The organism is Ralstonia sp. ASV6 (assembly GCF_016429285.1).
Lineage (GTDB): Bacteria > Pseudomonadota > Gammaproteobacteria > Burkholderiales > Burkholderiaceae > Ralstonia > Ralstonia flaminis.
Genome location: NZ_JAELUI010000106.1, coordinates 1 through 19,599 on the forward strand (window position 1 = coordinate 1; position 19,599 = coordinate 19,599).

The 19,599-nt window shown below is 63.9% G+C and carries 19 protein-coding genes; 5 read left to right on the forward strand and 14 right to left on the reverse strand.

What is annotated here, in order from left to right; genetic code table 11:
• The 6 genes from JHD73_RS19520 to mutL form a co-directional block, all read right to left on the reverse strand.
• A partial coding sequence (locus JHD73_RS19520) for an alpha-ketoglutarate-dependent dioxygenase AlkB (protein ID WP_199031885.1) occupies positions 1 to 369 on the reverse strand: 369 nt, incomplete at its 3' end.
• A gap of 10 nt (positions 370 to 379) precedes the next feature.
• Positions 380 to 1,084, reverse strand: coding sequence for a 2OG-Fe(II) oxygenase (locus JHD73_RS19525; protein ID WP_199031886.1), 705 nt, complete (start codon positions 1,082 to 1,084; stop codon positions 380 to 382).
• Entirely contained in the window at positions 1,081 to 1,593 is a 513-nt protein-coding gene (locus tag JHD73_RS19530; RefSeq protein ID WP_199031887.1) for a methylated-DNA--[protein]-cysteine S-methyltransferase, read from the reverse strand. Before JHD73_RS19530 ends, JHD73_RS19525 begins: the two co-directional genes overlap by 4 nt.
• A 111-nt stretch (positions 1,594 to 1,704) precedes the next feature.
• Positions 1,705 to 2,229, reverse strand: coding sequence for a GNAT family N-acetyltransferase (locus tag JHD73_RS19535; protein WP_199031888.1), 525 nt, complete (start codon positions 2,227 to 2,229; stop codon positions 1,705 to 1,707).
• Positions 2,226 to 3,206: a tRNA (adenosine(37)-N6)-dimethylallyltransferase MiaA gene (gene miaA / locus JHD73_RS19540; protein WP_199031889.1), complete on the reverse strand. Its 981-nt coding sequence runs from the start codon at positions 3,204 to 3,206 to the stop codon at positions 2,226 to 2,228. The genes JHD73_RS19535 and miaA overlap by 4 nt, the downstream gene beginning before the upstream one ends.
• A 7-nt stretch (positions 3,207 to 3,213) precedes the next feature.
• The gene (gene mutL, locus JHD73_RS19545) at positions 3,214 to 5,118 is read right to left on the reverse strand and encodes a DNA mismatch repair endonuclease MutL (protein ID WP_199031890.1); all 1,905 of its coding nucleotides are present in this window, start codon (positions 5,116 to 5,118) and stop codon (positions 3,214 to 3,216) included.
• A 135-nt stretch (positions 5,119 to 5,253) separates the two neighbouring features.
• On the opposite strand from mutL, the gene JHD73_RS19550 reads away from it, so the two are divergent.
• Positions 5,254 to 5,901, forward strand: coding sequence for a VTT domain-containing protein (locus JHD73_RS19550; protein ID WP_233177063.1), 648 nt, complete (start codon positions 5,254 to 5,256; stop codon positions 5,899 to 5,901).
• Positions 5,902 to 5,904: 3 nt separating this feature from the next.
• On the opposite strand, the gene JHD73_RS19555 is transcribed toward JHD73_RS19550, so the two are convergent.
• Both JHD73_RS19555 and murJ read right to left on the reverse strand, forming a co-directional pair.
• Positions 5,905 to 6,750: a SirB1 family protein gene (locus tag JHD73_RS19555; protein WP_021195860.1), complete on the reverse strand. Its 846-nt coding sequence runs from the start codon at positions 6,748 to 6,750 to the stop codon at positions 5,905 to 5,907.
• The gene (murJ, locus tag JHD73_RS19560; protein ID WP_199031892.1) at positions 6,750 to 8,303 is read right to left on the reverse strand and encodes a murein biosynthesis integral membrane protein MurJ; all 1,554 of its coding nucleotides are present in this window, start codon (positions 8,301 to 8,303) and stop codon (positions 6,750 to 6,752) included. The genes JHD73_RS19555 and murJ overlap by 1 nt, the downstream gene beginning before the upstream one ends.
• 309 nt (positions 8,304 to 8,612) lie before the next feature.
• On the opposite strand from murJ, the gene rpsT reads away from it, so the two are divergent.
• On the forward strand, positions 8,613 to 8,879 hold the full coding sequence (rpsT, locus tag JHD73_RS19565; protein ID WP_199031893.1) for a 30S ribosomal protein S20: 267 nt from the start codon (positions 8,613 to 8,615) through the stop codon (positions 8,877 to 8,879).
• 143 nt (positions 8,880 to 9,022) lie between these two features.
• Here the strand turns inward: rpsT and JHD73_RS19570 are convergent, their stop codons facing one another.
• A complete protein-coding gene (locus JHD73_RS19570) occupies positions 9,023 to 9,340 on the reverse strand; it encodes a DUF3579 domain-containing protein (protein ID WP_199031894.1) in 318 nt (105 codons plus the stop codon).
• Between the two features lie 369 nt (positions 9,341 to 9,709).
• On the opposite strand from JHD73_RS19570, the gene argF reads away from it, so the two are divergent.
• Entirely contained in the window at positions 9,710 to 10,636 is a 927-nt protein-coding gene (gene argF / locus JHD73_RS19575) for an ornithine carbamoyltransferase (RefSeq protein WP_199031895.1), read from the forward strand.
• Positions 10,637 to 10,719: 83 nt separating this feature from the next.
• Here the strand turns inward: argF and argG are convergent, their stop codons facing one another.
• Positions 10,720 to 12,057 carry an argininosuccinate synthase gene (gene argG / locus JHD73_RS19580; RefSeq protein WP_199031896.1) on the reverse strand — a complete coding sequence of 446 codons (1,338 nt, stop codon included), beginning with the start codon at positions 12,055 to 12,057 and terminating at the stop codon, positions 10,720 to 10,722.
• A gap of 32 nt (positions 12,058 to 12,089) precedes the next feature.
• On the reverse strand, positions 12,090 to 12,407 hold the full coding sequence (locus tag JHD73_RS19585; RefSeq protein ID WP_199031897.1) for a pyrimidine/purine nucleoside phosphorylase: 318 nt from the start codon (positions 12,405 to 12,407) through the stop codon (positions 12,090 to 12,092).
• Between the two features lie 133 nt (positions 12,408 to 12,540).
• Here JHD73_RS19585 and JHD73_RS19590 point away from each other — a divergent pair, with 133 nt between their 5' ends.
• Complete coding sequence (locus tag JHD73_RS19590; protein WP_199031898.1) at positions 12,541 to 13,590, forward strand: patatin-like phospholipase family protein; 1,050 nt, start codon at positions 12,541 to 12,543, stop codon at positions 13,588 to 13,590.
• Here the strand turns inward: JHD73_RS19590 and murB are convergent.
• On the reverse strand, positions 13,587 to 14,615 hold the full coding sequence (gene murB / locus JHD73_RS19595; protein WP_199031899.1) for a UDP-N-acetylmuramate dehydrogenase: 1,029 nt from the start codon (positions 14,613 to 14,615) through the stop codon (positions 13,587 to 13,589). The two genes, JHD73_RS19590 and murB, sit on opposite strands and share 4 nt — an antisense overlap.
• Before the next feature lie 106 nt (positions 14,616 to 14,721).
• Between murB and JHD73_RS19600 the strand changes: the two genes are divergently transcribed.
• Entirely contained in the window at positions 14,722 to 15,207 is a 486-nt protein-coding gene (locus tag JHD73_RS19600; RefSeq protein ID WP_199031900.1) for a YajQ family cyclic di-GMP-binding protein, read from the forward strand.
• Between the two features lie 465 nt (positions 15,208 to 15,672).
• Here the strand turns inward: JHD73_RS19600 and aspA are convergent, their stop codons facing one another.
• On the reverse strand, positions 15,673 to 17,079 hold the full coding sequence (aspA, locus tag JHD73_RS19605) for an aspartate ammonia-lyase (protein ID WP_199031901.1): 1,407 nt from the start codon (positions 17,077 to 17,079) through the stop codon (positions 15,673 to 15,675).
• A gap of 209 nt (positions 17,080 to 17,288) precedes the next feature.
• Positions 17,289 to 19,599 (reverse strand): acylase (locus JHD73_RS19610; protein WP_199031902.1); only part of this gene is annotated, 2,311 nt, incomplete at its 5' end.

The window sequence follows — 19,599 nt, forward strand, 5'->3', positions numbered from 1 at the left end:
GAGACAGGCGTCAGGCGTGAAGCTGGGGAAGCCCGCTTCAGCGGCAGCACGGTGTGCGAGGCGCACCAACACATCGGGCAAGGGTGGCCATGGCTGGCTGGTCAACGGATCGTGCGTGGTGTAGCGATAGCCGCGGCGGTCTGATGTCCAGCCCAGCGAGCCGCTGTTGGTGAGCGCCACTGACATTTCCAAACCGCCCGGCGTGACCATGTGGCGAAACGCTGCCCGCTCAACGATGGCCTCCACCGCGCAGAGCAACGCCGGCGCGTCAGCCAGGGCAAAGCCGCGCAGTACGAACGACGCTGGCCCGAGCACAATGCGAGCGTCGTCAGCGTGTTCTTGGTCGGCAAAGAGATCGCCGGTTGTCATGCGTACTGCCTCATAGAGCATCGTGGAAGATGATGCCTACAGTATGCCGCTGCCCGGTGTGCAGGCGGCTCACGCCGTGGCGCATGTTGACGCGATACACGCCGCGCGTGCCCTGTACGGGCCGGTGGTGCACGGCAAAGATCACGGCATCGCCTTTGCGCAGCGGTACGACTTCAGGACGCGACTGCATGCGCGGGCGCTGCTCGGTCATGACGAATTCGCCGCCCGTGAAATCGACACCAGGCTCGGATAACAGGATTGCCACCTGCAACGGGAAGACGTGTTCGCCGTAGAGGTCTTGGTGCAGGCAGTTGTAGTCGCCGGGGCCGTATTGCAGGATCAGCGGTGTTGGGCGCAACTGGCCGGCCTCGTGGCAACGGCGCAGGAAATCGGCATGCGCAGCGGGGTAACGCACGTCGATGCCCATGGCCTGGTTCCAGCGATTGGCGATGGGTGCGAGTTGCGGATACAGCGTAGTGCGCAATTGCGCGATGAGGTCGGGCAGCGGATAGGCGAAGTACTTGTACTCGCCGCGGCCGAAGCCGTGGCGTGCCATGACCACGCGTGAGCGATAGAGCGTGTCGCGCGGGTAGAGGGCGGTGAGCGCATCGCATTCGTCGTGCGTCAGCAGGCCGGGCAGTACGGCGCTGCCGACGTCGTTGAGCGCGTCTTCTGCGGCGTACCAATCCATGGTGTCGACGTGTGTGCGGGTCATGCGTGGTGCTCCATGTCGAGCAATGCGCGCTTGCGTGCGACACCCCAGCGATAGCCAGCCAGGCCGCCGTCAGTGCGCACGACGCGATGGCACGGAATGGCGATGGCCAGCACGTTGGCCGCGCATGCACTGGCAACGGCGCGCACCGCGTTGGGCTGGCCGATGCGCTGGGCGACTTCAGTGTAGGTCGTGGTGCTGCCCGCAGGGATGTCGCGCAGTGCCTGCCAGACCCGGCGTTGGAACGGTGTGCCGCCAATATCGAGGGCGCCGTCAAAGTTGCTGGACGGCGCATCGGCCAATGCAATGGCCCGCGCCAATTGTGTGGCGAGTGCGGCATCGTCGCGCGTCAGTACGGCATCAGGAAACGCCGCGGCGAGTTCCTCGCGTAGTGCTTCAGCCTGGTCGCCGAGCAGCAAGGCGCAAATGCCACGGCCACTGGCGGCGGCCACCAGCACTTGGCTGAGCGCGCTCGTGCCGATGGCGTAGCGCAGCGTGGTGGGGGTGTTCATGGTTCGCTCCATCAACGTGGTGATTGATGTAGCGAAGGGTAGGCGCCCGGCGCGCACGCGACACTCCGGGGCTTGCGGTCAAATTCGGGGCCGAATCCGGAGCGTCTGGCCTTACGCTGCCAGCGTTGCTGGCATGGGGATGGCGGCCATCTTGCCGAGTGCGTCGCCAGTGGCGCGGCAGATGCGCCACTCGGGCAGCACGTCAGCGCCCATGGCTTCGTAGAAGGCGATGGACGGCGCGTTCCAGTCGAGCACGCTCCATTCAAAGCGGCCGCAGTCGCGTTCCTGCGCCAGGCGCGCGAGGTGAATCAGGAGTGCCTTGCCAATACCCAGGCCACGATGTTGCGGCTCGACGAACAAGTCTTCCAGATACAGGCCGGGCTTGCACAGGAACGTCGAGAAATTGTGGAAGAACAGCGCAAAACCGACGGCTTGACCATCGACTTCCGCCAGCACCGCCTCGCAATAGGGGCGTGGGCCGAACAGCATCGTCGCGAGCGCCTCGGGCGTAGTCTGCACGAGGTGCGTGAGCTTCTCGTACTCGGCCAGTGCGGTGATCAGGCGGACCAGTGCGGCGCAGTCCTCCAGCGTGGCCGGGCGCAGCGTGAAGGTGGTGGCGGTATCAGCGGTTGTCATTGTGGTGATAGCGATTCCAATGAGGTTTGGACCAGGCGCGCGACCTGGTCGACGTAATCGGGGGCGAGGCAATCGACCACGTGCCGCTCTGGTGTGCTGCGCAGCCACGTGATCTGGCGCTTGCAGAGTTGGCGTGTGGCGGCGATGCCCTGTTCACGCAAGGCAGCCATGTCGATCTCGCCATCCAGGTAGGCCCATGTCTGGCGATAGCCCACGCAGCGGATGGACGGGAGCGTGGGCGACAGGTCGCCTCGTTTGCGCAGCGCTTCCACCTCGTCGAGCAGGCCGCCGGCGAGCATGGCATCGAAGCGCTGGGCGATGCGTGCATGCAGCACGAGGCGATCCGACGGCTCCAGCGCAATCGTCAAATACGGCGCAGCGGCATCGTGCTGCTGGAACGCATTTGCACCGACCTCGCGCGCGAGCAGCGCCGACATCGGCTGGCCAGTGAGCCGATACAGCTCCAGCGCACGCTGGATGCGTTGCGCATCGGTCGTATGCAGTCGCGCAGCGGTGATGGGGTCGACCAATGCGAGCTTCGCATGCAGCGCCGGCCAGCCTTCGCGTGCGGCTTCGGCATCGATCTCTGCGCGGATGGCCGGATCGGCACCGGGCAGATCGGAGAGCCCCTGCGTGAGCGCCTTGTAATACAGCATCGTGCCGCCAACGATGAGCGGCAGCTTGCCGCGCGCGCGGATGGCGTCGATCAGCGCGTTCGCATCGTTGGCGAACTGTGCGGCCGAATACGCGTCCAGCGGATCGATGATGTCGATCAGGTGATGCGGCGCGACGGCCTGCTCCTCGGGGCTGGGCTTGGCGGTGCCGATGTCCATGCCGCGATATACCAGCGCGGAATCCATGCTGATGATCTCGACGGGCCAGCGCTCGGCGAGCTTCAGCGCAGCGGCGGTTTTTCCCGATGCGGTGGGCCCAAGCAGGCAGACAGCGCGGGGCGCGTTGACAGAAGACACGGTCATCACACGCTCACTGGCCGCGCAGGAACAGGCGGTCCAGGTCGGCCACGGTCAATTGAATCCACGTCGGGCGGCCGTGGTTGCATTGGTCGGCGCGTTCGGTGGCTTCCATCTGGCGCAGCAGCGCGTTCATCTCGTCCAAGTTCAGGCGACGGTTGGCGCGTACGGCGGAATGGCAGGCGAGTGTGGCGAGCAACTCGTTCTGGCGCTCGGCCAGCACGCGCGAACCGCCATAGGCCTGCAGGTCACGCAGCACGTCGCGGGCGAGGGCTTGCGCGTCGGCTTTCTGCAGCAGCGTCGGCACCGAGCGCACGGCCAGCGTCGTCGGCGACACGGCGGAGATGTCGAAGCCGAGCAGCGTGAGCGTGTCGCGGAATTCCTCAGCGGTGCCGATCTCCACCGGGCTTGCGGCAAACGTGACCGGAATCAGCAGCGGCTGCACTTCGACGCGTTTGGCTTCCAGTGCCGTCTTCAGTTGTTCGTAGAGGATGCGCTCGTGCGCGGCGTGCATGTCGACCAGCACCATGCCGCGCGTGTTCTGTGCCAGCACGTAGATGCCATGCAACTGGGCGACCGCGAAGCCGAGCGGGTGGGCATCGTCATCGGATTCCGTTTCGGCGGTCGGCATGGCCGGTGCTGTAACGGGCGCCTCGACGATTGCGGTGCCGCCGTCGAACAGCGTGTTGGCGCTTGGTACGTCGGCCATCCACGCGGGGCGGCTCGATGGCATTGGCGTGCTGTCACCGCGCATCATCGACAGGTATTCCGCACGCGGCTGCGCGATGCCGAGCGACGTTTGCCGCGCAGCCATCTGGTTAATCCAGCGCGTGGTGTTGTCGGCAGGTGCAGGTGTGGCCGCAGCGCCTGGCGCATCCGCAATGTCCGTGCGCAAGCTGTCGCCTTGCTCGCCAGCATGGCGAGACAGCGCGCGCTGCACTGCGTGGTATACGAACTGGTGCACGGCGCGGCTGTCACGGAAGCGCACCTCGATCTTGGACGGATGCACGTTCACGTCCACCGCTTCGGGCGGCAGCTCCAGGCACAGCACGTAGGCAGGGAAGCGGTCGCCATGCAGCACGTCTTCGTAGGCGCTGCGCACGGCATGCGTGAGCAGGCGGTCGCGCACAAAGCGGCCGTTGACGTAGAAGAATTGGTGGTCCGCCCGGCCGCGCGAGGCGGTCGGCAGGCCGGCAAAGCCGAAGAGGCGCAGCTCGCCCGCTTCCTCTTCGAAGGGCAGGCGCGCGCGCGCGAATTCGGTACCGAGCACGGCCGCCGTACGACTGTCGGCCTGCGTGGCGTTCCAGTGCTCCAGCGGCTTGCCGTTGTGATGCACGGAGATGGCCACATCGGGCCGCGCCAGCGCGGTGCGGCGGATCACTTCCATGCAGTGACCCAGCTCGGTCTGTTCGGTCTTCAGGAATTTGCGGCGCGCCGGCGTGTTGAAGTACAGATGCTGCACATCGACCGTGGTGCCGACGCCGCCCGAAGCCGGCTGCGCGCGCCCCGTTTGCGCGACGATTTGCGTGGCGTGCGTGTCATTGGCCGTGCGCGAGGTGAGCGTCAACTCCGCTACCGAGGCAATCGAGGCCAGCGCCTCCCCACGGAACCCCAGCGTCGCCACCGATTCCAGCTCTTCCAGCGAGCCGATCTTGCTGGTCGCATGCCGCATCAGCGCGACGGGCAGTTCCGCGGCGGGAATCCCGCCGCCGTTGTCGGTGATGGCGATCCGCCGCACGCCGCCTTCTTCCAGCTTGATCTGGAGCTGCGTGGCGCCCGCGTCCAGTGCGTTCTCCAGCAGTTCCTTGACCACGGAGGCCGGCCGCTCGACCACCTCACCGGCCGCGATCTGGCTGATCAACTGGTCGGGAAGCGGACGGATGGGGCGGCGGGTGGTGGAGTCGGAGGCGGAAGTCATCGACGCATTATAAATGTCACACCCTGTGCGGCGCAGGGACGCAAGCCCCTGATGTCCCCACAGAGGGCTAGGGGAAATCTAAGTCGCATCCGGTATCATTCCCCGCTCGCTTAGGGGGATGGTTTGGATATCGTGATGCAATTGCTCGACATCGTTCTGCATGTCGACAAATCGTTGGGCCTGCTCATTCAGCAGTACGGCGCGTGGGTGTACGTGCTGCTGTTCGCCATCGTGTTTGCCGAAACCGGTCTGGTGGTGCTGCCGTTCCTGCCGGGCGACACGCTGCTCTTCATTGCCGGCGCCATGTGCGCGACCGGCCAAATGGATACTTGGCTGCTGATCGTGCTGCTGGTGATTGCCGCCACGACGGGCAACACTGTCAACTACTTCGTCGGCTCGTGGATCGGCCCCAAGGTATTTGACGGTCACATCCGCTTCCTTGATCACGAAGCACTGATGAAAACGCACGGCTTCTACGAGCGCCACGGCGGCAAGACGCTGGTGATGGCGCGCTTCATTCCGGTGGTGCGTACGTTTGCGCCGTTCGTGGCCGGTGTGTCGAAGATGACGTTTGCCAAATTCCAGCTCTTCAACATGATCGGCGCCGTGCTGTGGGTCGGCTTGCTGGTGTTGGCGGGTGATCTGTTCGGCAACGTGCCCATCATCCGTGAGCATCTGAACACGATCGTGCTGATCGGCCTGGGCGCGGCGATTGTGCCGCTGGCACTGGGCGGGCTGTGGAAGCTGCTCAAGCGCCGCCGCGGCGCGGTGGCGCAGAAGTAAGCGTCAATTCAAGTTCTTGCTCATGGCGCGCAGCGTTGGCATGCGCTCCTTGAGCTTGGCCGTATCGGCCGCGTCGGGCCGGGCGTCCACGTACGCTTCCAGGTCTTCCAGCGCGGGGCGGAAGCATTCCAGATTGGCGTAGGCCAGCCCCCGGTCGCGCACTTCTTCAATGGAATCGGGCAGAAGAATCACCAGCCGCTGCTGCACCGCCAGCAGCCGCTGCCAGCGCGACTCCTGTAAGTAGATCGCCTTCAGGTTGCGCAGCAGGCGCGCGATGATCTCGCGGTGCGTAGCCACTTGCAGAAACACCCCCAGCGGCACCGAGTTCGGGTCTTCGATGCCTTCCTTCTCCAGGTACGGGTCGAGCATGTCCTGCAACTCTTCCTTCGACAGCGTTTGCCCCGTCAGCGGATCGAGCACGACCTCGCCCGCAGGAATGCTCATGCGCACCAGGAAGTGATTGGGGAAGGACACGCCCTTGAGCGGCAGGCCGATCTGCTGGCCGATCTCCATGAGCAGGACCGCAAGCGAGATCGGAATGCCTCGTCGGCTTTGCAGCACAGCGTTCAGGTAGGAGTTCTCGGGGTCGTAGTAATCGTTGGCATTGGGCCCGAAGCCCAGCTCGCGGTAGAAGAACTGGTTGAGCAGGCGCAGGCGCTGGATGGCCGGCGTGCCGTCGGCCACGCGGTTCTTGATCCGCGCGACCAGCACGTCGATGGCGGCCAGCTCTGCCTGCAGGTCCAAGTCCGGATACGCGTCCTGTGCGATGGACAGGGCGGTTTCGGTAAGGGGAATGCTGTCGTCGTCCGCGACCAGGGCAGAAAAATAATCGAGGACTTTGGTGGTCATCAGATCGCCTTCTTTCTGAACGTGGAGAACCTCAAACCGGTGAGCCACAGTGTACCGAAATACACCACTGCGCACAGAACCAGGCTTGCCCCCAGCAATGCGATGCGCACGAGCGGCTTGCTGCCCAATCCCACCCAATCAAAATTGTGTGCAAGCCAGAGCAGCAGGCCGACCAGCAGCAGCACGGCCGACGTCACCTGCGCCAGGAACAGCCCCCAGCCCGGCAGCGGGTGGTAGTAACCGCGGCGGCGCAGGCCGAAAAACAGCAGCGCTGCATTGATGGTTGCACCAAAGCTGATGGACAGCGCCAGCCCGGCATGGCCGAACACCGGCACGAAGAAGTAGTTGGAGAGCTGTGTCACCACCAGCACCACCAGCGCGATCTTTACTGGCGTGCGGATGTCCTGCCGCGCATAGAAGCCCGGCGCCAGGATCTTGATGACGATCAGGCCGACCAGCCCGACGCCGTACGACGTCAGTGCCTGCCGGGTCATCTCGACGTCCATGCCCGTGAATTTGCCGTAGTGGAACAGCGTGGCCGTGAGCGGCGCCCCAAAGACGAACAGCCCCACCGCCGACGGCAGCGCCAGCAGTACCGTCAGTCGCAGGCCCCAGTCGAGCAGGGAGGAATACTCTTCGCGATGGTCTTCCGCGCTGGCCTTGGACAGGCTCGGCAGCAGGATCGTCCCCAGCGCCACGCCCAGCAGCGCGGTCGGGAACTCCATCAGCCGGTCTGCGTAGTTCAGCCAAGACACGCTGCCTGCCGGCAGGCGCGAGGCGATGTTCGTATTGATGATGAGGCTGATCTGCGCCACCGATACCGACAGCGTGGCTGGCAGCATCTGCTTGAGCACGCGCCGCACGCCCGGGTGATGCCACGCCGCACGCACGTTGAACGACACGCGCGGCAGCATCCCCACCTTGCGCAGCGACGGAACCTGAATCGCCAATTGCAGGATGCCGCCCACCATCACCGCATAGGCCTGCGCGTAGATGGGCGTCTCAAGAAACGGCGCCACAAACACCGCCGCCACGATGAACGACAGGTTTAACAGCACCGGTGTGAAGGCGGGCACGGCAAACTGCCGCCACGTATTCAGGATGCCCGAGGCCAGCGCCACCAGCGACACCAGGCCGATGTACGGAAACATCACCCGCGTCATGAAGATCGCTGAGATATAGGCCTGGCTCTCGTGTTCCTTGAAACCTGTCGCTACGGCGGTGACGATCAACGGCGCGCCGATCACGCCCAGCGCGGAGATCACCACGAGGAACCACGTCATCACCGTGGCCACGGAATCGACCAGCGCCCGCGTTTCGTGTTCGCCCTGGCGGTTCTTGAATTCACCCAGGATCGGTACGAAGGCCTGCGAGAATGCCCCCTCGGCCGAGAGTCTGCGCAGGAGGTTGGGGATGCGGAAGGCGACGTTGAAGGCGTCGGTGTAGACCGAGGCACCAAAGGCACGGGCGATCAGCGTTTCGCGGATGAGCCCGGTGATGCGCGAGAGCATCGTCAGGCCGCTGATCGTGGCGAGGGTTTTGAGGAGATTCAAGATGAGTGCGAGGTTGGGCGCAGCCCCGTCAGCCACAACGGAGCGATGGCGGTCAGACCGGCGGCGCCATGCGGGGTTCGCGGCTGGCGTCACGGACTGGCGCAAATGCGGCCGTATTATAGGGACTGCCCCGCCACCTGCCTAAAAGTGCAGCAAGAGGCGCAATGAGACACCGTTCGGGGGATTTCACAACACGGTTTGCATCTGGCATCGGAATCTGCGTATAATTGCCGTTTCTCACGCTTTCGCGCGCTTCGGCCTTCCGTGTCTCCCGGGGCGCTTGCAACAGTTTTCTTCAGGATATTTTCCATGGCAAACACCGCACAAGCACGCAAGCGCGCACGCCAAGCCGTTGTTCAGAACGCCCACAACTCGGCACTGCGCTCGCGTCTGCGCACCGCTATCAAGACCGTCCGCAAGGCCGTGGCTGGTGGCGACAAGGCAGCAGCCGCTGCTGCATTCAAGACCGCTCAAAGCACGATCGACAGCATCGCTGACAAGAAGATCGTCCACAAGAACAAGGCTGCACGCGCCAAGTCGCGTCTGTCCGCTGCCATCAAGGCAATGGCTGCCTAAGTTCGTCAGCTGATGTCGGCCTGGCCGGCATCGTGCGTCAGATAACCTGTCGCACTCGGCGGTAAAAAAGCCTGTCTTCGGACAGGCTTTTTGCTTTGGTGCGCCATGAAAAGTGCCTGGCGCGCCGCGGTGCTTGCTGTGCGTTAGGCTGGCGTGCCCTCGTCGGGCAGGATGCAGGCTTCGACCAATTGCAGGTTGTTGTCGTGCGCGAAGTTCAGCACGAAGTCGAGCGCCTTGGGTTCGATTTCGCGCAGGCGCTCGTCGACGAAGACGCTCTTGATGCCGCCCGACATGACGGGGCGCACGTAGGGGGAATAGGTCAGGCGGGGGTCCCCAGTGTCACCGGCGGGGCGGAACTGCGCCATCACGCCGCACAGCCGATCGGCCCAGTCGCTCGGGCGGAAGGTCTTTCCGTCACGGGTGACGCCCTGGATAAAGAATTGGCGAGGGTAGGCTGCCATGGACTGCGTGGGGCTTGTGGAGATTTGCAAACGGCTTCGACCGCACGGGTGCCGCAACGTTCGAACGGGGTGCACTTGTGGTGCGGATGATGCGCTTGCTCGGTTGCCGATTCATGAATCAGACGAACCGGCTTGTCGTGCCGGTTTGCGGACGATCGAGGCATCCGAGGCAGCCAGTATTATATCTTATATAAGACTTTCATCGGCCTTTCACCCGCGCCTTTATGGTAGCGCGAACCGCCCGGCGGGAACTCGCCAAACTGGCGGCGATCCCGTATGATGGATTGAATCTTCACCAGACAAGGCGGCTAGGGCGACGTGCCACGGGAATTTTCCGGTGCGTCATCTGCGGGCCGCCTTCGTTGTTTTATGAACCCACCAAGCTCGATCAAGCACTACCTGCAGTTCAAGGACTTTTCGCTGGAAGAGTACGAGTACCTGCTGGACCGCTCCGCGATCCTCAAGGCCAAGTTCAAGAACTACGAGACGTGGCACCCGCTGCACGACCGCACGCTGGCCATGATCTTCGAGAAGAATTCCACCCGAACGCGCCTGTCGTTCGAGGCTGGTATCCACCAGCTCGGCGGCCACGCAGTCTTCCTCAACACGCGCGATTCCCAACTGGGGCGCGGTGAGCCGATCGAAGACGCGGCGCAGGTCATCTCCCGCATGACCGACATCATCATGATCCGTACCTTCGGGCAAGAGATCATCGAGCGTTTTGCCGCCCATTCGCGCGTGCCGGTCATCAACGGGCTGACCAACGAATACCACCCGTGCCAGGTGCTGGCCGATATCTTTACCTTCATCGAACAGCGCGGCCCGATCAAGGGCAAGACCGTCACGTGGGTGGGGGATGCCAACAACATGGCCTACACGTGGATTCAGGCGGCCGAGATTCTCGGCTTCCGCTTCCATTTCTCTGCACCGAAGGGCTATCAGCTGGATCCGGCCATGGTGGCCGATTCCGCGCGTCCGTTCGTGCACGTGTTCGAAAACCCGCTTGAGGCTTGCGAGGGCGCCCACCTAGTGACCACCGACGTGTGGACCAGCATGGGCTACGAAGCTGAGAACGAAGCACGCAAGAAGGCCTTTGGCGACTGGATGGTCACCGAGGCGATGATGCAGCGCGCGCAGCCCGATGCGCTGTTCATGCACTGCCTGCCCGCGCACCGCGGCGAGGAAGTCGAAGCCGCCGTGATCGACGGCAAGCAGAGCGTGGTGTGGGATGAAGCGGAAAACCGACTGCACGTGCAGAAGGCGCTGATGGAATACCTGCTCTGCGGGCGCTACTGAGCCCCGCAGCGAATTCAGAAGCCATATAAAAAGGCCGCTCCGATTGATGTCGGAGCGGCCTTTTCGCTTTGGGCAGCAGGCAGTTACTTCTTGCCGCCGTCGAGCTGGGGCAGTGCGTTGCTGGTGCCCAGCGACAGCAGGCCTGCCTTGGCGTAGATGGCCAGCTTGTCGCGCGTGTCCATCAGGTCTAGGTTGCGCATGGTCAGTTGGCCGATACGGTCTGCAGGGCTGAACGGCGCGTCTTCCACCTTTTCCATCGACAGGCGCTCGGGCGCGTACGTCAGGTTGGGCGACTCGGTATTCAGGATCGAGTAGTCGTTGCCGCGGCGCAGCTCCAGCGTCACGGTGCCGGTGACGGCACGGGCCACCCAACGCTGGGCGGTTTCGCGCAGCATGATGGCTTGCGGGTCGAACCAGCGGCCTTGGTACAGCAGGCGGCCCAGACGCAGGCCGTTGATGCGGTACTGCTCGATGGTGTCTTCGTTATGGATGCCGGTGACCAGGCGCTCGTAGGCGATGTGCAGCAGTGCCATGCCTGGGGCTTCGTAGATGCCGCGGCTCTTGGCTTCGATGATGCGGTTTTCGATCTGGTCGCTCATGCCCAGGCCATGGCGGCCGCCGATGCGGTTCAGCTCCAGGAACATCTCGACCGGGTCGGCAATTTCCTTGCCATTCACAGCAACTGGGCGGCCTTCGTCGAAGGTGACCGACACTTCCTCAGCCTTGACCTCAACTTCCGGCTTCCAGAACGCCACGCCCATGATCGGGTTGACGATGCGGATGCCGGCGTTCAGGAACTCCAGATCCTTCGCCTCGTGGGTGGCGCCCAGCATGTTGCTGTCGGTCGAGTAGGCCTTCTCGGCGCTCATCTTGTAGCCGAAGCCTTCCTTCGTCATGAAGGCCGACATTTCGGCGCGGCCGCCCAGCTCGTCGATGAAGGTCTGGTCCAGCCACGGCTTGTAGATCTTCAGGGCCGGGTTGGTCAGCAGGCCGTAGCGGTAGAAGCGCTCGATGTCGTTGCCCTTGAAGGTCGAGCCGTCGCCCCAGATGTGGACGTCGTCTTCCTTCATGGCGGCCACCAGCATGGTGCCCGTGACGGCGCGGCCCAGCGGCGTGGTGTTGAAGTAGGTGATGCCGCCGGTGCTGATGTGGAACGCGCCGGCCTGGATGGCGGCGATGCCTTCGTTGGCCAGTTGCGGGCGGCAGTCGATCAGGCGTGCCTTCTCTGCACCGTACTCCATCGCCTTGCGCGGGATGGCATCGTAGTCTTCCTCGTCGGGCTGGCCGAGATTGGCGGTGTAGGCATAGGGCAGCGCGCCCTTGTTCTTCATCCAGCGCAGGGCCGCGCTGGTGTCGAGGCCGCCGGAGAAGGCGATGCCGACCTTCTGGCCGACGGGAACGTGTTGCAGGATGGTTTCCATGGTCTTTCTCTAAAAAGTCTTTCCGGGCGGGTTCAGGCGTAGTGGCAGATGTAGTGGTAGGCCTCGGTCACGCGAATGTCGAACTTGGAGTTCGCGGGAACGTGGAAGCTTTCACCGGCGCCGGAGGTCTTCCACTCGTCGGTGCCCTCGAGCTTGTATTCGCAGGAGCCGCCCACGCATTCCATGATCTCGGCGGCGGCCGTGCCGAAGGTCAGCGTGGCCGGCAGTACCACGCCCACGGACTTCTTGGTGCCGTCAGGCAGGGTAAAGCTGTGGCTGACGCACTTTCCGTCAAAGTACACGTTGGCCTTGGTGGTCAGGCGGACGCCGTCAAAAGTCTCGGTGGTCATGGAAGGGATCGCGAAAAAAACGTGGTCTAGGGTCGAACCTGCCATTTTAGGGCATATACGCCATGATCTACCGGTATCCTGGGTGATTCGAAGCGCGCTACGGGGCGAACGCTTCCAAAAAAATGGGGGAATCATGCAGAAGCCGCACGGCAAGCACATCAACCTCGCGCTGCAGGGCGGTGGCGCGCACGGGGCGTTCACCTGGGGCGTGCTTGATGCGCTGCTCGAAGACGGGCGACTGTCGTTCGAGGGCATGAGCGGCACGAGCGCCGGTTCGATGAACGCCGTGGTGATGCTCGACGGCTTGCTCGAAGGCGGGCCTGAGCGGGCGCGTGAAAAGCTGCATGCGTTCTGGCTGGCGGTGTCGACGGCCGGTTCGCCGCTTTCCACCGTGGGCGAGAGCGCCAAGGCGTTGCTTTCCGGCAAGCCGCTGTTTCCCGATAGCTGGCCGGTAGCCGACTGGATGCGCATGTGGGACAGCTGGATCAGCGCCACCTCGCAGGGCACGCACTACAACCCGCTGCGCGACCTGCTCGCCAGCCACGTCGATTTCGAGCGCCTGCGCGCCTGCCCCGACACCAAGCTGTTCCTGGCGGCCACCGACGTCAATACGGGCAACGTGCGCGTCTTCAACACGCCGGAGATCGATGCCGAGGTCGTTCTGGCCTCCGCTTGCCTGCCGTATTTGTACCCGGCCATCGAGATCCACCGCCACCACTATTGGGACGGCGGCTACATGGGCAATCCGGTACTGTTTCCGTTCTTCTACGAGACCAAGACGCAGGACATCCTGCTCGTGCACGTCAACCCGATCCTGCGCAAAGAGGTGCCCGACCAGCCGCACGAAGTGATGGAGCGCCTGAACGAGATCACCTTCAATGCGTCGTTGCTGCGCGAGATGCGCGCCATCGCGTTTGTGCAGAAGCTGATTGCCGAGGACTGGCTCAAGCCCGAATACCGCGATCGCCTGAAATACATCTACCTGCACGCCATCCGAGCAGACAAGCCGCTTGGCGACCTGTCGTCATCAACCAAGCTGGTGACGGACTGGAGCTTCCTGACCATGCTCAAGGAGCGTGGCCGGCACGAGGGCAAGGCGTGGCTGCGCAAGCATTTCGACGATGTCGGCAAGAAGGGGACCGTCGACATCCAGAAGGAATACCTGCGTGGCGAAGAGATTTAGATGACGATGGGTTCCGGTTCGATGCGCACGCCAAAGCGCGCATAGACCGTGTCCTGAATCTCGCGTGCCAGCGTCATCAATTGCACGGCGCTGCCGCCGCCCCGGTGCACCAGCACCAGCGCCTGCTTTTCGTACACACCAACAGCACCGCTCTGCCGGCCTTTGAAGCCGCATTGATCGATCAGCCAGCCGGCGGCCAGCTTGTAGGTGCCGTCCGGCTGCACATAGCCGACCAGATTCGGGAAACGCTCGGCCAGCGCATGACGCGTGGCGGCATCGACGATGGGGTTCTTGAAGAAACTGCCCGCGTTGCCGATCTCGGCCGGGTCGGGCAGCTTGCGGCGGCGGATGGTGACCACCGCGTCAAAGATGTTCTGTGCCGTGGGCGTGTCGATGTTCTGTGCCGCCAGCTCGCGCGCCAGCTCTGCGTAGTGCGTGTCGGGTTGCCAGTCAACGGGCAACGCGAACGTCACCTCGGTGATGATGTAGCGATCGGTGCCGGCGCGTTTGAAAAGGCTGTCGCGGTAGCCGAAGGCGCAATCGGCGGCGTTCAACGTGACGAACTCGCCGGCGTGGCGGTCGTAGGCACGCAGGGCGTGGAAGCGGTCTTTGATCTCGACGCCGTATGCGCCGATGTTCTGAATTGGCGCGGCACCGACTGTGCCGGGAATCAGCGCGAGATTTTCCAGCCCAGGCAAGCCATTGGCGACGGTGTGCGCGACCAGGCCGTGCCACGATTCGCCGCCGCCGGCCGTGACGGTGTGGACCTCTCGGCCATCGATCGTTTCCCGGCCCGTCTTGATGCCCGGAATCTCCATCAGCAGCACCAGACCGTCAAAGTCGCGCGTGAGCACGATGTTGCTGCCGCCGCCCAGGACCAGCACCGGCAGGCCCTGTACGCGCGGGTCGGCCAGTGCCGCAGGGATGTCCTCCGGCGTGCGCACGTGCGCGGCGTAGCGGGCGGTGGCCTCAAAACGGAACGTGTTGTGCCGGCCTAGGGGATAATGCGTGTCGAGCAACGCCATGGCGCAGGATCTGCTGGAAAAGCCGAGATTATAGAAGCCATGGCGCAGGCCGCACCCGCTGCCGGGCGCCGCCGCAACCCGAATTCAAGTCTGCAAGGAGAACACAATGCCGTCGTTTGACGTGGTATGCGAAGCCAACATGGTGGAAGTGAAGAACGCCGTGGAACAGGCCAACAAAGAGATTTCGACGCGATTCGACTTCAAGGGCTCGGACTCGCGCGTCGAGCACAAGGAGCAGGAACTGACGCTGTTTGCCGATGACGATTTCAAGATTGGCCAGGTGAACGACGTGCTGATGAACAAGCTCGCCAAGCGCAACGTCGACGTGCGCTTCCTGGATTACCAGGACAAGCAGAAAATCGGCGGCGACAAGATGAAGCAGGTCGTCAAGATCAAGAAGGGCGTGTCGGGTGACCTGGCCAAGAAGATCGTCAAGACGATCAAGGACAGCAAGATCAAGGTCCAGGCCAGCATCCAGGGCGATGCGGTGCGCGTGACCGGCGCCAAGCGCGATGACCTGCAAAGCGTGATCGCCATGCTGCGCAAGGAGGTGAACGATACACCGCTGGATTTCAATAACTTCCGCGACTAAGCCGAGCCGCGCTCCCAAAAAAACGCCCCGAATGTCCGGGGCGTTTTTTTGTGTCCGCATTCTGCTGTTTTCGGCAGGGCAGTCGTGAAATGCTACCGCTGCAAGCGAAGCCTGATGACGCGCTCGTCCAACCTCGGGTGGCGGACCTCAAAGGTGCGATGGCGGAGGTAAAGAGGTCCGGCTTTGCACCAAAAAGGGGCAAGCGCGGACCTTTGAGGTCCGACGCCGGAGGTGCGAGGTTCAACGTCGGACCTCAAAGGTGCGCGTGCGGAGGTGGAGAGGCCCGGCGTTGAACAAAAAAGCAGCAACGGCGGAGGTGGCGAGGTCCGGGCCTTCACCTCAAAGGTGCGCGCGCGGAGGTCGGAGGTGCGGTGATGGAGGTTGGCGGGGCGGCGCCTGGAAGCGCCGTAGAGCACGCGGGCGAAACCGCGTGCGCGCACAGGCGCCCGCATCTTGCCGCGAAGATCAACTCGCCGCCACCGCGCGCGGCTGCGTCAGCATTTCAGGTTGCAGAATCTCATCCAGCGCTTCCTGGCTGAGCAGCCGTTTGTCCAGCACGAGCTGATACACGCTGGCGCCGCTCGCCAGCGCTTCTTGCGCGATGGCGGTGGCGTTGGTGTAGCCGATGTGCGGGTTCAGCGCGGTGACGATGCCGATGGAGCGCTCCACGTTATCGCGCAGGTGGTCGACGTTGGCGGTAATGCCGTTGACGCACTTGTCGGCCAGCGTCAGGCAGCCGTTGCGCAAGTGCACGAGGCTCTTGAACAGGCTGTGCGCAATGACCGGCTCGAACGCATTGAGCTGAAGCTGCCCGGCCTCGGCGGCGAAGGTAATGGTGACGTCGTTGCCAATGACCTCATACGCGATCTGGTTGACCACTTCCGGAATCACCGGATTCACCTTGCCCGGCATGATGCTAGAACCGGCCTGCATGGCTGGCAGGTTGATTTCGCCCATGCCGGCGCGTGGGCCGCTGGAGAGCAGGCGCAGGTCGTTGCACGTCTTCGATAGCTTGGCCGCCATGCGCTTGAGCACGCCGGAGATATGCATGAACGCGCCGACGTCCGGGGTGGCCGCCACCAGGTCCTGCGCGGTGATCAGCGGGATGCCGGTGATCTGCGACAGATGCTTGCGCGCGGCTTCTGCGTAATTCGGGTGCGTGTTGATGCCGGTGCCGATAGCGGTGGCGCCCAGATTGATCTCCCGGATGGTCGATAGCGCTTCCAGCAGCCGCGCCTGATCTTCGGCCAGGCTGACCGCATAGCTGCCAAATTCCTGGCCCAGCGTCATCGGCACGGCGTCTTGCAGTTGCGTGCGGCCCATCTTCAGCACGTTGCGGAATTCGTTGGCCTTGTGCTCGAACGATGCGCGCAACACGTTCATGGCTTCCACCAGTTCGAGCACCAGCACGTGCGTGGCGATGTGCAACGCTGTCGGATAGACGTCGTTGGTGCTCTGGCTCATGTTCACGTGCTCGTTCGGGTGCAAGTGCTCATAAGCGCCGCGCGCGTGGCCGAGCTGCTCGAGCGCGAGGTTGGCGATGACCTCGTTGGCGTTCATGTTGGTGGACGTGCCCGCACCACCCTGGATGACGTCGACGACAAAGTGCGCGTGCGCGACGCCCGCCTGTACCTGCTTGCACGCGGTGACGATGGCATCGGCGCGGGTTTTGTCCAGCAGGCCCAGCTCGTGGTTGGTCAGCGCGGCGGCGGCTTTTACGGCTGCCAGCGCATTGACCAATTGCGGATAGACCGAGATGGGCGTGCCGGTAATCGGAAAGTTTTCAAGCGCGCGCAGCGTGTGCACGCCGTAGTACTTGTCGTTGGGGATGTCGCGGTCGCCGAGCAGGTCGTGTTCTATGCGAGTGGCCATGGCTGGATGTATCTCCAAGTGGGGCGGTTGTGCGCCGAATGCACCAAAAGAAATGGCCCGCGATGAACGCGAGCCAGCTCGGGTGATACCGGAAATGCACGGCGCCTTCTGTGAACAACTGGCAAGAGTGGTTCAGGCAGGCGGAATCGTCCTGATGCGCGGCAAAAAGACGCGTCCCCGCGTTGCACGGGGACGACGCACGCTATGCGTTACTGCGACAGCTTGGTCACCTTCAATGCCGGGTCTCCTGCGATGGCGGCTTCCGAGAACGGCAGCCGGTTCCAGCGCTTGGCCGAGAACGCACGCATCTGGTCAAACGCATGCGGCGAGTCCGGATCGCTCGATTCGCCATAGGTCAGGATGGCGTCTGCCACCGGCCCATGATCGTCGAATGTGACGGTCTGGATGTAGCTGGTGCCGAAGAACACCTGCAGGCCCTTCGGCCCGATCGGCAGGCTCGACAGCTTGTTGAGCACGCCCTCGTATTCCTCACCGCCATGCAGGGCGATGTCGCCGCCCGGTGCATGTGCCACCTGCACGGTGCCCAACGGCGCGTCCAGCGCAAAGCCGGCGGTACGCACTGCGCCCACGGCATCCTTGAGCGCCTTGAACACCGCCGTGCGTACCGTCGCGTCACTCATGCGCAGGCTGCGTGGCGTGTGGACGGGGTCGGCCGGATTGAAGTCGACGGCGTAGACGTGCGGGATGTCCTTGGCGCGCATCCAGAATTCGCGGAACAGGTGGGCAGCGCGGGCGTCGACGTTGTCCGTGAGGTTCCATTGCGCAAGGGCGGCGCAGCCGTCGCGTGCATCCGCGTCGAGATTGGGCGTGGCCTTGCATGCGGCCAGCAGATCATCACGCACGAGGTGGCCGGCCAGGTTGGCATCGCGGAAGATCATCGCCTGCAGGTTCGGCAGGTTGACGCGGTTGCCGGGCAGGCCGTCGCTGCCTTCCAGCCGGCGGCCGATCTCGATCAGGCCGATGCGGGTGCGCAGGCGCTGCGGCACGTCGATCGAGCCCATGACCGGGGAGTAGCCGGTCATCTTCTGCGCCGGATTGCTCAGCCACGAGCTGTCGTTGCTGTTGGCAACGTAGTCGTCGCGCTCCAGTACCGGCATGCGTGCTGGTGCCACCAGCCCCGGCACCGGGGATGCCGGATCGACCTGCCAGTTGCACGTGCTGCGCGAGCCATCAAGCAGCACCAGCCCCACGCCGTGGAACAGCTTGTCGGCCAGGGGCGACGGGGCGCAGCGTTTGAGCGATTCGGCGGACACATCCGGCGTGGTCGACACATCGGCAAACATGGCGCGGCCGTTGCGGTCGGTGGCAATCGTGTTGACCCAGGGGATACCGAGGTTGCCGATCGCCTGGCGAATGCCCGCCACGTCCTTCGCTTGCGCGATGTGCAGCCACGTGTCGATGGAGCGCGTGTTGTTGCGGTTCGCATCACGCAGCGTATAGGCCTTCTGCGTGGTCCACGGCATGCCACCCGCAGGCATCGACAGCACGGGGCCGTACACCGTGTCGTAGAACGTGTGCGTGCGGTGCTCGATGCGGCCGTCCGGCAGCTTCACGTCAAAAGCCACGGTGCGCGTGGTCATCTTGTGCGGCGTGCCGTCGATCAGGTAGGTGGTCGGGTCGCCCTCGGCGAGCTTCAGTTCGAACACCGTGAAGCGGCGGCCGGTGGATACCGTGTGCGTCCACGCCACGTCCTTGTTGAAGCCGATGCTGACGACGGGGAAGGCGGCAATCGATGCGCCCATCACGTCCAGCTTGCCGGGCACGGTCAGGTGGACCTGATAGAAGCGGTTGGTGGTCGTCCACGGAAAGTGCGGGTTGCCGAGCAGCACGCCGCGGCCGTTGTCCGTGGCGGCCTTGCCGAAGGCCCAGCCGTTGGAGCCGATGGGCATGTCGCGCAATTGCAGATCGCGGTCAAGCGCAGCGGTGTCGATGGCATGCGGTGGGATCGCTACGCCGGAGACAGGCGTACCACCCGGCGGCTGTGCCGCAACAATGCTCTGCAGCATGGCGCCAGCACTGGCCTGGATGGCCTTCTCTTCGCCCATCAGCATCATGTCAGCCAGCGTAAGCGGGCGCACCCAGGCCGCGTTGCGGCAGGCAGCGGGGCGGTTTGCGGCAGGCGTGTCCTTCAGATAGCGGTTGTAGCCGGCGATGTAGCCGCGCAGCAGTTCCCGTGCTTCGGGCGACATCTGCGCGTAGCCCGCGCGCAGGCCGGCCTCATCAAAGGCGCCCTTGAAGAACGCATCGGACTGTGTATTCGGCACCGGCTTGAACGACACGGTGACGGTGCCTTCCGGCCCGAACGTCTTCGAGCGCTCACCGTTGACGGTGACGACCTGATCGGCCAGCAGGCAGACGTTGTCCTGCGCGTAGGCATAGGCCATGCCGAAGCCGAGGCTGGCGTAGTCGTTGGCGCGGATGTGCGGAATGCCGAAGGCGGTGCGGCGGATCTCGGCCGAGAGGCCGGTGTCCGAAGGTGTGGCCCAGCCGCTGCCGGTT